The sequence below is a fragment of the Paenibacillus sp. JNUCC-31 genome (assembly GCF_014844075.1).
Taxonomy (GTDB): Bacteria; Bacillota; Bacilli; order Paenibacillales; family Paenibacillaceae; genus Paenibacillus.
In genome coordinates this window covers 6280470-6293935 of record NZ_CP062165.1, presented here as the reverse complement: position 1 = coordinate 6293935, position 13466 = coordinate 6280470, and the positions used below count along the sequence as shown (strand labels likewise).

The window sequence follows — 13466 nt, the reverse complement described above, 5'->3', positions numbered from 1 at the left end:
GGTAAGGACTGACTACAACCCCATTGCGGGAAAGGAGCATGTTCTTATGAGTACATTAAACAAAGCTCAACTTCAACAACTAAAAAACGTTCTTTTGGAACAACGCGAAAACCTACAGCGCCATTTTGAATCCAGCATGGAAGACGGTGCTCCCGCCGAATCCCTGAAAGATTCAACAGGCGAACTGTCATCATACGATAATCACCCGGCAGACGCCGGTACGGAAACGTTTGAGCGAAGCCGTGATTTGGCGATCGATGATACGTTAACCGACGAGTTCAATCAGGTAAACGAAGCGTTGGAGCGAATCGATCAGGGAACGTATGGCACCTGTGTGACCTGTGGTAAAGATATTCCCTTCGAACGACTTGAGGCAATCCCTTACACAGCCTACTGTATCGATGATACGCCTAACCGCGAGTTAAGCAACGAACGGCCGGTTGAAGAGGAGGTCATGACGATGCCGCCAACCGGTGCCGGAGAAGTAAGACAGCGCAATGCTGGCAAGTTCGATAACGCTGACGCCTGGGAAGCCGTCGAGGAGTATGGCACATCGAACTCCCCCGCAACCGCAGCCAAACGTGACGTGAAAGATTATGATGAAAACATGTAGTTTATGAACGAATTAAGATCGTTTAAGCTAATATAAGTACATGTCTTCCATCATCCCAAATTACGCATGAAAAAGCCGCCAATGGCGGCTTTTTTCTTGGTAGAGCATATCATCTTTACCCAGACGAAACTTCAATAAAGCCGATGAATATGCTTCAATTACTCTTCCGCCTGACCACCAGACGAGGATTTCTTCTGCTTTTTAGCAGGTTTTGACGCCTTTGCAACAGACCTGCCCTTATCGGGTGAAACCTTCTTTTTCAATTTCACATCTGTTTCCGAAACGGGCTTATTCACCGTATCTTTGGATAAGGAACTGAATAAATGAAAGGCCTCCTGGTCCGTACTATGCTTATCTTTCGTTAAATAGGGTTCACACATCTTCGTAATATTGTTGTACAGCTGCTCTACTTCTTCCCGGCTAGCATACAACGTCATATCCGTGATGAACATGCGGTCCCCGTTCTCCGCCTGATTCATAAATCGCCGACGGCTCTGCTCATACATTTCATTTAACAATTTGAAGGTTTCGGAACGAAATACCTCCTTCAAAGGTGAATTCTCTTCATCTTCGTTACGGAGCTGAATTTCTCCCTTGAAGGGTTCATAATATTTGGCGATGATTCCATTAATTTCACGAGTGGATACGATGGTGAGCAGACCGATTTTCTCCAGTTTTTTCACATGATAATGTACCTTGGCTGGTACCTCGCCCATCTGGTCGGCGATCTCTTTGACCGTAGAGGGTCTGCCCTGTTTGTTAAACATATTCATGATCTGTATCCGATACGGATCGGAGTAGACCTTGATTTCTTCAATCGTTGAAAGTACTTTGCGCTGCATACCTGTATCCTCATTTCCGGGGTACCTGTTGCCCATCATGTGTATATTATACCGTCCGGACAGGGTTTCGGTCAAAACAGACCGGAGATAACAGGATTCAGGCTGCCTAATTATAAAACAGTGCGAAACGTCTTGCTCAAAAGCACTAAAGCGGCTGACATCGCCAGCAAGACACCAAACACGATAAACAGAATCGGTAATGCCACCCAATCTGCAAGAGCTCCTGAAACCAAGCTCCCAATTGGGGATACACTCACGACCAGCATACTTTGAAGAGCATACACCCTGCCGAGCATTTCGGAGGGCGTAACTTCCATGAGATAGGATGCAAGGGGTGTGGTTGCGAGCGGAATTCCCATACCCATCATCAGACAAAAGACAGCAGCAACAGGAAGCTGATAAGACGTCATGTAAGCGGGGAGTGCAGTCATCGCATAACTGAGCCCCACCATGACAATCCCGGCAACGACCAGTACACTTTTTCGGTAATTAGACCCTCGATGTGACAGCCACAAGCCGCTAAGTACCATGCCTCCCACGATCAGTCCGCTGAGCAGACTTAGTCCTCCCGCTCCGGCGTGCAACGTTTCAATGACATATGGCGTGCGAAGGACATTGAACGGCATCAGACAGAAGTTAACGAAGGCAAACAGAATGGAGACGATCAGTAACAACACATGTTTACGCATAAAATGAAAGGCTTCCGTCATTTCAGAGAATATGCTTTTTCTTGCCGGAGGAGAATCCGGTGAATGTGATGACGTATTTTCATTGTTAGATGATGTTAAAACATTCGGGTAACCTACACGGCTCATAAGGAGTGCACTTAAGGCAAACAAACCCGCATCGATCAGAATCGTCCATGTGATCCCTGCCGTTGCAATTAACGTACCTGCCACTGCAAGTCCTGCGAGTTCCGCAACCCGGGTTGCAGATGAGGCCATGGCATTACCCGACAGGAGCATCGACTTGGGAAGCAAACGCGGTACACTGGATACCTCAGCTGGTGACGCGAAACACTCCAGGAGGGAATTCAGAACGGTGATGACAAACAGATGCCAGACTTGCAGCTCACCCAGACCAAACAAAAGTGCTGTAATGCCAACGAACAATCCACGACCAGTATTGGTGAGCACAATTACTTTTTTCGGTGACATGCGATCCACCAGTGCGCCGACAAATAACCCCAAAAAAATACTTGGCAAAAAATTCACCGCCAGCAGAGTTCCCATTAATAGCTTTGAACCAGTCAGAATGTACACCATCCAGCTATAGGCTATGGAATCAATCGAATCGCCGAATCTGGATACAACCTTGCTCAGCATAAACTGTACATAAGGCCTGATCCGAATTAATTCTCCGATCCCTTGCTTACCTGCAACTGTACCTTCGCTCATGAATACTCCACCTCTCAACGTGAAAATAATTTTAACATTAATTTTATTTTAACGTATGGTATGCGAAAATCAACCCTTTCGTGAAAATATTTTTAACGTTTGAAATTTCAATCCCTATCGTTTCTTTAACATTACGTTTGTTTGAAAAAAAAGAAAAAAACAGACTCCCTTATGGGTCTGCTTTGTTTAGTCTTCATATGAACCTGTCTTATTACTCTATTGCTCTGCTAGTCCTCCCCTCTAGAATGCGGTCAGAATGACGGAAGCCGGAGCCTTCCAATAGCTCAAAATGGATGAACCTTGCCACTATGTAAGCGATGTGAGGTGTGCAATCTGCCAAGATTACGTTCTGCCATATTGTAGTTAAAAATCTATCCATTGACTATACATGCCATATTATTTTGGAGGAAATATCAAATCCAACCGTTATTTTTGTAAAAATATGTAAATATAACATATAAACACAGAAGAAGACTCACATCCCGGAGGATGGAGTCTATCATTTCAACCCTGTCTGATTCATGTCCTATCTAATCAACCAGTTGCACCCGTTGACGAGTTCGGGCCGATTCCAGGCAAGCATCTATGACACGCATATTCTGAATCGTATTTTGCGGACTGAACGGTAACGTTTCTCCTTCAAGCACCGCGGCTGCAAAGGTCTCCGCCTGCAAAACATAGGAGTTAGACACCGATACACGTTCCTCACGGCTGACGGAATCGGTATGTACAATAATTTGCGGTGGAATATCACTGTTCTCCCAGCCGAACACTTTGGGCAGTTCAATCCGTCCATCGGTACCGAGGATCTCCATCTCGGCTCGTCCAGAGGCCCACATGCCGCAGTCAAAGGTTAACGCTACCGAATTCGGAAATTCCACAAGTCCTGAAGCCATCATATCGACACCATCATGCTCTTCCGAGAATAGAGCGTGTACCGTTACAGCTTCCGGCTCCTGTCCCAGATACATACGGGCTGCCGAGATCGGATATACGCCAAGATCAAATAATGATCCTCCGCCCATCTCTCTTTTAAATCTCACATTGTCTTTGTCATCAGCGGTATTACAGGTGAAATTGCCATGGATGGCTCTCACAGCACCAATCTCCCCACTGGCTATAATCTCTTGTACGCGTCTATGCTTCGGATGATACCGATACATAATCGCTTCTGCAAAAAGAACGCCATGCTGTTGACATGCCTCAATCATTTCTGCTGCTTCTTCCGCATTTAAGGCTGCCGGTTTTTCACATAAAACATGCTTTCCAGCCTGTGCTGCCTTGATCGTCCACTCCTTGTGCATGTGGTTCGGCAGAGGAATATAGACGGCTTCAATATCCGGATCAGCAATAAGTTCATCATAGCTGCCATAGGCTCTCGCGATATCGAGTTCACTCGCAAGAGCTTCAGCCTTCTCCTTGCTGCGACTGGCTATCGCCAGGACCTCACCACGCTCGGATTGCTGGATCGCCGGAATGACTGCATTTTTCGCGATTGTGGATGTACCAAGTACGCCCCACTGTAAGTGTCTGTTCATGCTTATCTTCCTTTCGCTCCGTAATTGTCCTCTTCTGCCTTGTGCAACATCCCGAGACAACGATCAAGATCGGCTTTGACCTGTTTTTTATATAATTCGGCTTTCTCCGCACCATCATCCGTGAAGTGATATAAAACAATTTCCTGAAAATCGACTTTGGGATCATTGCCCTTCAACTTCTTCGTACGGTAAAAGACACCCTGTTGAACCAATTCGTGCAGCGCCCGGTATATTTCGCTCTGGGGTGGTACATAACCGTAGGCTTTGAATTCCTGCTTCATTGCCTCCAGCATTTCATAGCCATATCCCCTATGTTGTTCGACCATCGTAATCAGATACAGCTTAATAAATGCCCGCTGCGCAATCATAAAAGCCACGCTCTATCCCCTCCTGTCAGCCCTGTATATCTAGTATTATAAAACTTATGTTCCCCTTCTGCCATCTTTATCCGTCTTTCTTCCTTTAATCCCTGGGCGTAGGAGAGCTAGAGCGAAAATGAATGGGTAACGGGAACGTAAGCAAGAGCAGGATTTGAGGTTGCTGTTGTGAACTTTTCATGTAATGAAATTTTGAAATATATTCTACAAGTGTACATTTCAATTGACTGCACAAATTAATACGGTGAAAGTGGTGATATTTTTGCATACATTTGCGTTAACTGTTGTGAATTTTTCATATAATGATGTATTCACTCATCCAGTAGACTTCGACTTTGATTTAGGTACCGTTCCGACAATCCACTTGCCCCAGCTTGTGCGGGAGATGAGCCATGTAAGTACACAGGATAATGCAAGAGCCAGCAACCAGGTGATGATCAGCCGGACTACCGGGTTTAACCCCAGTGCCACATAAAACTGTTCATCTGGAATATAACTATAACGCAACATAAGCATATGCATCAGGTAACCCCCGTACGAAACCCCGCCAATCCACGCCAGCAATCGTGTTCCCCTGACATGATGGAGCTTGCCTGCCAGCTGGTACATCACCATGATGGAAGCGATCAGGAATACGATCATATCCGGACGGATAAGACTGACGGTATAGAACGTAATCTGTATGCCCTCCGGCTTCTGGAATTCAAGCATTAACATATATATAAACCGTAGACCAAGAACAATAAACACGGACCAATAAACCCAGCGTAAACGATGAATCCATTCATTCCAGCGTTGGACCGATAGCCCGGCTGCCGCACCAAGCACAAAATAAAAAAAGAAATACAGAAAATTTCGATCTGCATAAGTCGTAAAGACATCCGTCAGCACCGGGATATTCAACCCTTCCATAACCTTGGCGATATTTCTCAATTGATCCGCGAGAACAAGATACACCACACCGGAGATCAGAAGAGCGATCATGCGCCCCCTAGCCTCGTACCGATTGTATACATATCGAATTGCCCGCAAAAACAGGGGAAACAACAGATAAAACTGAATTAGCATGATGATGTACCAAAAATGTGAGGTCGTTTTACCCGTGATTAATTTTAAACCAAGGTCAGGGATATTTCCCCAACCAAATCCGTTCCAGCCGCGAGGCGAGAGTGTAAAATAGATCAGTGACCAGATGATATATGGGACGATAACGTCCGTTAATCGCTTTTGCATGAAGCGTCCATAGTGCAGCTTGTCTCCTGTATTGTAGAAAAGTACCATGCCTGTGATAAAAATAAACAGCGGGACAGCAAATTTGGACAGCATCAGCAGGATCGCGAACAATACACCGTCTTGCAGTCCAGCTTCAGGAACCAGAGAATAATGAGCTATGGAATGCTGAAGGACAACTGCTGCAAAAGCAATTCCCCTCAGACTTTCAATTTCAGCAATTCGTTCTTTACGAGGCATATCACAAACAGCCTCCTTTCTTGGTTTTGCCATGAAAACGACGTACAATAAAATCATATATATTGATGAACGAGGTGATTCACATCTCAGACAGAGACCAAGATCTAACCACCATTGACTCCAAATATGTACAACAGCATCTGGCTAACGAGCGGACCTTTCTGGCTTGGGTACGTACCGGCATTGCCATGATCGGGGTCGGCTTTCTTGCAGCCGGATTCGGCTTCAGTTCCACAGCATATGACCGGATGGCTCATATTGCGGCAATCATCATCGGTATTACCTCCCTGGTCAGCGGTATGTCGATCATCCTGTACTCCGCTTCCGCTTACCACCGAAAACGCAATCAGATCAATTCACAGACGTTCCAGGCTTCCACCGGATTAATCCGGTTCCTGACACTGATGCTGCTGGTGATCGGATTGGCTCTTGCCGTATTACTGTATGTATTGTTATTCCCTGCCTGGCAGAATTAACACCTGACGCACTAGCGTTCATTTAAAAATGAAACACAGGTACAAAAGCCGGCTTCCTCTAAGGAAACCGGCTGATGACCATACTGATGGATCAAATATATCATTCCAGTTAGATAACCTGTCCTTGGTCATACAAATTATAGAAAAGTATTGTTGCCAAATCGAGCCGCCTTATTCTGGGCTTCCATTCTCCGCTCTTCCATATCCAGATCCGGGCGCTCAGCTGCCACCTCTTCTCGGTGGACACCCATGCTGTCCCGGTTCAAATCACTGTTCGTGCTGAACACATGATAAACATCCGTGTCTCGATCCGTGGAGTCCACGAGCAGCAGGATTTTGCCATTTTGCACGTATTCCTCATACTGTCTGGCATCCTCTTCCGGGATACCGAGACCTACGAGTCCTCCTACCAGTCCGCCTGCTCCTGCGCCCACAGCAGCACCCGTAAAGGCTGCGGCAATGGGGCCAGCTGCCAGTATAGGACCTATACCCGGAATCGCGAGTGCCCCGATACCTGCGAGCAAACCAGCTACTCCGCCGAGCACGCCACCTGTTGCCGCACCTGCAGCTACACCTTCAGGCGCTTTCGTGCCTGTCTCTTCGCGAATCGCCTTCAGTTCATCCCGGTCCTGTGTGACCACCGAAATTTCGTCTGAAGTGAAACCTTGCGCTTTCAGTCCCTCGATGGCCGATGATGCCTCACGTTCTGTATTAAACACACCTACGATTTTCTTCTGCATAGTGGATTCCTCCTCATGTAATTGAGTGGTTCGCTATGTTATTACCCGCCTTGTTTTCTTTCAAACGCTTTAATCGACATATTACATCCATAGAGGCCACGGAACAGCACCGAAAACCGAAATATCAACAAGTAACCATGCATGTAACAAGGCGGGATCTGCACTCGTTGTGAAACGAAGTTGAACAAAGGCAAGTAACCGTTGATATGCCAAGCCTGATCTGATGTTGATGTTAACTCCTATGCCGAAGCACCCGGGCATGAGGGTCCAAGTGGGATTGGCTTACTTTTTTCCAGAGCAATCGGGCAGGAGGACAAAGTGGGATTGGCTTACTTTTTTTAAAGAACATAGGACGTCTTATTTGGATCTTATGCTCTAATTTTCAAACGTAAGGAACGCCAGACATGTTATTCCCCTAAAACGCCCTAAAAAACGCCATAAACAGCCCTTAATTCTGATATAACGTGTCTCAGGTTCGCTACACTTCTGCAGGCGCTTCAAGCCCCTGTATAACACGTCTCAGGTTCGTTATCCTTCCTACAGACACTTCAAACTCCTGCATAACACGTCTCAGGTTCGTTATCCTTCTACAGACACTTCAAACTCCTGTATAACACGTCTCAGGTTCGTTAGCTCTCCACCGCCTAATCTGGTCGCACACTCGCACGTTCAGGCCCAACTTTCAGACTGAGGTTTGAAGACACATTCTAGCTATATTCGCGGCTTGGTGCGGTTAGTCGCTATCGCTTCGAGCGGATCATCCGGCCAATAATGCTTCGGATAACGGCCTTTCAAATCTTTCTTGACCTCAAAATAAGTCTCCCGCCAAAAATTGGCCAGATCTCGCGTGACCTGTACAGGCCGCTGCGCCGGGGACAGCAAATGCATGGTCAAAGGTACTCGGCCACCGCCAATACGCGGGGTCTCTTGCTGTCCAAACATCTCCTGTAGTCTAACCGCGAGCGTGGGGTCATCAGGACGGCTGTAATCCACCGGAATACGCGAGCCGCTGGGTACCTGAATATGTGTAGGCGCTTCACGATCCAACTGCTGTCGCTCTTCCCAGCTCAGTCCACCGAGCAACACATCCTGCATCGACAATCGCTTGAGATCCGCAGCAGATCGCATGCCTGTCAGAAACGGACGGAGTTGATCTGCCAGTTCTTCGGTCAGATGATCCTCGATGAGACCCGGCCATTCCGGCAAATGATGATGCAAAAAACGCATCCTGTCTGCCAACTGCCGCGAAGATTTCGTCCAAGGCAGACTATCCAGCCCTTCCATGCGTATTCCTGAGAGCAATGCTTCCAGTACCTGATCTTCAGGAGGTTGTGCAATGCTGCTCTCTTTCATCGTAATGGCTCCGATCCGCAGCCTTCTATGCGCACGCACACTTCGGGTATTGCGGTCCCAGGCCACCTGCACCTCTTCATGCAGCATATGGGGACCAAGGTCCAGCAATCTCTTCTCCTGCACTGGCGCAGCCAGCAGGATGCGCGCATCCGCGCCCTGGTCATCGGCCTCGGCTGCGACCAGGTACGTTGAACGGCTCAGCGATTCTGTCGCTGCGAGCCGTACCCCGCGGCCACTGCTCAACAGATAGCGGCCGTCCTCCCTGCGTTGCCCGATCCGGTCCGGATAGGCAAAGGACAGCAGCCATCCGCAGCTGTCCTCATCCGGCCGTACCGGATCGGCCGCCGGGCCGAGCGCCGCGCGCAGCTGGCGGCTCTCCTGCAGCATGCGCCGCACGGCAGCGCCGTCTGCGACAGACGCTGCCGCTTGCGGCATGCCGCTGCTGTCCGCGGTCAGCAGCGCTTCCACGCGCGGGCGCAAGTCGGTGCCCGCGCCAGCACTGCCACTGCTGCGGAGGCCGGCAGGCTCCTGCAGCAGTGCCGCCAGCATGCTGGCGTAGCTGGCCAGCCCAAGCTCCGCCGCGCGGAGCAGCATGCTGGCCAGTCGCGGATGCACGCCAAGCGTGTTCATCCGCCGCCCGAAGGGCGTGATGCGGCCTGCGTCGTCCAGGCCGCCCAGCTGGCGCAGCAGCGCCTGTGCCTGGCCGTAGGCGGCATCAGGCGGGGTGTCCAGCCACTGCAGCTCAGCAGGGGACTGTACACCCCAGACGGCAAGCTCCAGCGCCAGCGGCGCAAGGTCCGCGGAGGCAATCTCCGGCTTTGCTGCATCAGGCAGCGCGCCGTGAGCCTCTTCGCTCCATAGCCGGTAACATACGCCCGGTGCAATCCGCCCCGCGCGCCCCCGCCGCTGATCGGCTGATGCCTTGGACACCGGCAAGGTGACAAGCCGGCTCATGCCGGTCCGAGGCGAGAATACCGACGCCCGACTCAAGCCCGCATCCACCACGACCGTGACACCTGGCAAGGTCAGACTGGATTCGGCAATGGATGTAGACAGCACAACCTTGCGTTGGCCTGCTTCTGCAGGGCGTACAGCCTCATCCTGCCTTTCTATCGGCATGCTGCCATATAAGGAATGAATCTCAACATGAGCAGGGAGCATGAGATTGGACAACTCTCGTTCTGTGCGATGGATTTCTTTTGCACCTGGAAGGAAAACCAGCACATCTCCTTCCTGTTCCGACAGTGCCTTTATGACCGCCTGAGCTGTAAAAGTCTCCAGCTGTGCAGATACCGGTTTGGATATATATCGGGTCTCCACCGGAAACGTCCTCCCCGGGCAATCGATCCATCGGGTTCCCTCCCCCAGCAATGCACAGACAGGAGCCGGGTCCAGCGTTGCTGACATCACCAGCAGCTTCAAATCTGGACGCAGCATGGCCCTGGATTCAAGCGCAAGCGCCAAACCAAGATCGCCATGTAAATGCCGCTCATGAAACTCATCAAAGATAATCATCGCCGTATCTTCCAGTCCCTGATCCTGTTGAAGCATTCGGGTTAATACTCCCTCTGTCACCACTTCAATGCGAGTAGCCTTACTTACACGAGTATCCATCCGCACCCGATATCCTACGGTCTGTCCCGCTTTTTCACCAAGTGAAGCCGCCATCCGTGCGGCTGCAGAGCGAGCCGCAAGCCTGCGGGGTTCCAGCATGATGATTTTTCGTCCACCTACCCATGGCTCATCCAGCATAGCCAGTGGGACAACGGTTGTTTTACCCGCACCTGGTTCCGCAATTAACACACCTGTATCCTCATCCTGAAATAACTGTCTCAGCTCAGGGATAATCTGTTGTATCGGTAAATCCGTCTTCATCTCATCTCTCCTAATTGATGTGCCACACGTCTATTCGAATGTTAGCATTATAACAAAAAACCAGCTAATGTTTGTCAAGCCTTGTTGTCTTGGCTGGACTACAAGAAACTGATATAATTTTCTCTGTACCCCAAATAACCTCCATTGGCGTGGAGGTTATTTGGATAATTATGGGTATTAATGTGTATAGGGCTCGCCCTTTTTCAAGATGGCGTATACGTGATGGAGAAGCTTGTTGGCGCAAGCGATCACGACCACCTTGTAAGGCTTGCCCTCTTTTCTTTTCTTGTCGTAATACTCTTTTAACCTTCGGTTGTCTGCTTTTCGAATTCCGCACTGTACGGCCAGATATAACGCTCGTCGAAGCCTCTTGGAGCCGCGCTTCGTAATCCGGCTGCTTGTCGCTGTAAACTTCCCTGAGCTGTAAATCCCTGGATCCAACCCTGCATACGCGACGAGCTGCTTCGCATCCTGGAATTGACTTGCATTCCCGAGTTCCGCCACGATGGCAGCGGCCAGTTTGCCTCCTATGCCTGGTATGCTTTTAACCAAACCTACTTCGGGCAGTTCCATCGCCAGTGCTTCCATCTGCTGTTCCAAATGGCTTAACTGCTTGTCAAACTCCAGCAGCAACACGACCATGCTGGCCAGTGCTACGGTTTGAGATTGGCTTCTTCTTTGTCTGTTCCAGCCTTCCATAAGTTCCCTCAATCGTTCCGTTTTTTCTGCAATCCATCGCTTCGAATGAGATCTACCCACACATTCCTGAATTAGACCTTCCACATTCTCGGTCTTATTCTCCAAGCATCTTTGCAGCACTTTTAGGGACGTTGTCGCATACAAGTTGCAAAAGACTCCGATGAAATCAGGAAACACCTGCTCAAGCAATGCTCTGCTGTTTAGCTTCGCCTGCACATACATAGCGGTCACAAACTCATGCTGCCTAGTCAAGTGCTGAAGCTCACTGTAGGACTCTTCCCACTCGCGATGCGCTTTAACATCCCCACGGTAATACATCTCGGCCAAATGCCAGGCATCTGCTGCATCGGTTTTCACTTTTCGAAGTTGTGTGCCTTTGGATCGTTTCGCTTGCAAAGGATTGATGATGTAGTGAATCCATCCGCTACGTTTCAGATATCCTGTCAAACCTCGATGATAATGTCCGGTTGCCTCGAAGACAACGACAGGCTCCACACCACTTGTCTCTCTCAGTATGCTGAGCACTTCCCCTAGCCGCTCGAAACCTTCCTCACTATGCTGAAGGGTCTCCATCCTTCCATATGGTTCGTTACGCTTTTTGAAGGCCTGAATAACACTACATCCTTTCGCCACATCAATTCCAACAACGGGTTGCATAAAAACCTCCCTAATTCGATTTACCGGCATTCCCACCTGGTTTCCAAACCCATAGCTTCGCTTGTGATACGAGGTCATAGCCTCAACCAGCTCAAACATGGTCGTTGGAAGGTAGTGAGAGAACAGTTTTTTGTACGGGTTCTTTGTCCCTAAGCCGCCCTCGTTCTCCCGGCTACCACCATCGTAAAACACCCATAAAAATAGGCCAACCAGAAAATTTCTGGCTGACCTAATAATACGAAAAGCCGTTCCAGAGGAACGACCACTATAGATACATCCTATTTCAGCATTTTGCATCATTCGATTCAACTCGCTCTCGGGTACAAAATATGGACAGGAAGAAGCATCCTGATCCATAAACGTATAGACGAATAGAAACATTTCGATCTATATCTTGCTGATTGAAAGACGCTCTTTGGATGGATGCAAAAGGCTCATTTAGCTTAGCAACGACTCCGCACCGTCAATGACGATTTCTGCACCTGTAATGTGTTTGGATTCCGCAGAAGCCAGGAATGCTACCAGATCAGCAACGTGCTCAGGCTGACCCGGCCCGTCCGCAAGCGGTTGCTGTCCTTCTGGAAATTCCATCGGAATAACGATTTGCTGCAATTCATCCGTTTTGACCGTACTTTGGTCAATATTCGTCGCAATCGCTCCCGGACAGATAACATTGACACGAATTTTGAACTTGGCCAGTTCCAGCGCAGCCATCTTCGCAAAAGCAACCTGTCCCGCTTTCGATGTACTGTATGCTGACATGCCAAAGCTGGAGAAACGCTGATTGCCATTAATGGAGCTGGTAATAATGATGCTGCCTCCACCGCGTTTTTTCAGATGAGGAAGTGCATACTTGATCGTAAAAAAGGTTCCGTTTAGATTCGTCGTCATAATCTGCTGCCAGTCCTCAACCTGAATCTCTTCAATCGGAGCCGATACGCCGTTAATACCTGCATTGGCAAAAACGATATCCAGGCCGCCGAACAATTCGATGGTCTCCAAAACGGCCTTCTCCACCCGGGCAGGATCGGAGATGTCTACATCGAAGGCTCTTGCCGCCCCTGCATGCAGCTTATTAATTTCTGCTTCCGTCTCCGAGATTCGGTCATTAACCAGATCGAGCAGTGCCACACGTGCTCCCTCACTCGCCAGTTTGAGAGCTGCTGCCTTGCCGATCCCGGAGCCAGCCCCCGTAATTATTGCAACTTTGCCTTCGAACCGTGCCTTGCCATTATGCTGTGTCATTAACCATTCCACTCCTTCTCGCTCAGCAATTATGTAAGAATGTACGTTCATGTACTATCTGTCAGTAGATTCTTCACAAGATTACCCAAAAAGAGTGGCTTTTAAATCAACACGGGCAAGTTTTTTCACCGATCATCCTCAGCTATCGCAGCAAAGAGATCAGAACGCCTCGAAATGCTTTCAA

11 protein-coding genes are annotated in these 13466 nt (G+C 49.0%); 2 read left to right on the top strand and 9 right to left on the bottom strand.

Translation table 11 applies throughout. The features are described from left to right. Positions 1 to 46 precede the first annotated feature (46 nt). Positions 47 to 613 (top strand): TraR/DksA C4-type zinc finger protein, encoded by a 567-nt coding sequence (locus tag JNUCC31_RS27755; RefSeq protein WP_192266484.1) that lies wholly within the window; start codon positions 47 to 49, stop codon positions 611 to 613. A 158-nt stretch (positions 614 to 771) separates the two neighbouring features. On the opposite strand, the gene JNUCC31_RS27750 is transcribed toward JNUCC31_RS27755, so the two are convergent. The 5 genes from JNUCC31_RS27750 to JNUCC31_RS27730 all read right to left on the bottom strand — a co-directional run bounded on the left by JNUCC31_RS27750 (position 772) and on the right by JNUCC31_RS27730 (position 6237). Beyond that, positions 772 to 1455 (bottom strand): ArsR/SmtB family transcription factor, encoded by a 684-nt coding sequence (locus JNUCC31_RS27750; protein WP_192266482.1) that lies wholly within the window; start codon positions 1453 to 1455, stop codon positions 772 to 774. Positions 1456 to 1565: 110 nt separating this feature from the next. Further along, complete coding sequence (locus JNUCC31_RS27745; protein ID WP_192266480.1) at positions 1566 to 2852, bottom strand: MFS transporter; 1287 nt, start codon at positions 2850 to 2852, stop codon at positions 1566 to 1568. Between the two features lie 530 nt (positions 2853 to 3382). Continuing rightward, positions 3383 to 4390, bottom strand: a complete 1008-nt coding sequence (locus tag JNUCC31_RS27740; protein WP_192266478.1) for a Gfo/Idh/MocA family protein — start codon at positions 4388 to 4390, stop codon at positions 3383 to 3385. 2 nt (positions 4391 to 4392) lie between these two features. Next, complete coding sequence (locus tag JNUCC31_RS27735; RefSeq protein ID WP_192266476.1) at positions 4393 to 4767, bottom strand: replication termination protein; 375 nt, start codon at positions 4765 to 4767, stop codon at positions 4393 to 4395. A gap of 315 nt (positions 4768 to 5082) precedes the next feature. Further along, positions 5083 to 6237 (bottom strand): acyltransferase, encoded by a 1155-nt coding sequence (locus JNUCC31_RS27730; protein ID WP_192266474.1) that lies wholly within the window; start codon positions 6235 to 6237, stop codon positions 5083 to 5085. A gap of 65 nt (positions 6238 to 6302) precedes the next feature. On the opposite strand from JNUCC31_RS27730, the gene JNUCC31_RS27725 reads away from it, so the two are divergent. Beyond that, entirely contained in the window at positions 6303 to 6713 is a 411-nt protein-coding gene (locus JNUCC31_RS27725) for a YidH family protein (RefSeq protein WP_192266472.1), read from the top strand. A gap of 137 nt (positions 6714 to 6850) precedes the next feature. Here JNUCC31_RS27725 and JNUCC31_RS27720 read toward each other — a convergent pair whose 3' ends face one another. The 4 genes from JNUCC31_RS27720 to JNUCC31_RS27705 all read right to left on the bottom strand — a co-directional run bounded on the left by JNUCC31_RS27720 (position 6851) and on the right by JNUCC31_RS27705 (position 13282). After that, positions 6851 to 7453: a general stress protein gene (locus tag JNUCC31_RS27720; RefSeq protein WP_192266470.1), complete on the bottom strand. Its 603-nt coding sequence runs from the start codon at positions 7451 to 7453 to the stop codon at positions 6851 to 6853. A 711-nt stretch (positions 7454 to 8164) separates the two neighbouring features. After that, complete coding sequence (hrpB, locus tag JNUCC31_RS27715) at positions 8165 to 10681, bottom strand: ATP-dependent helicase HrpB (protein ID WP_192266468.1); 2517 nt, start codon at positions 10679 to 10681, stop codon at positions 8165 to 8167. A gap of 177 nt (positions 10682 to 10858) precedes the next feature. Beyond that, positions 10859 to 12037, bottom strand: a complete 1179-nt coding sequence (locus JNUCC31_RS27710) for an IS110 family RNA-guided transposase (RefSeq protein ID WP_192266466.1) — start codon at positions 12035 to 12037, stop codon at positions 10859 to 10861. A gap of 438 nt (positions 12038 to 12475) precedes the next feature. Beyond that, a complete protein-coding gene (locus tag JNUCC31_RS27705) occupies positions 12476 to 13282 on the bottom strand; it encodes an SDR family oxidoreductase (RefSeq protein ID WP_192266464.1) in 807 nt (268 codons plus the stop codon). Positions 13283 to 13466 lie beyond the last annotated feature (184 nt).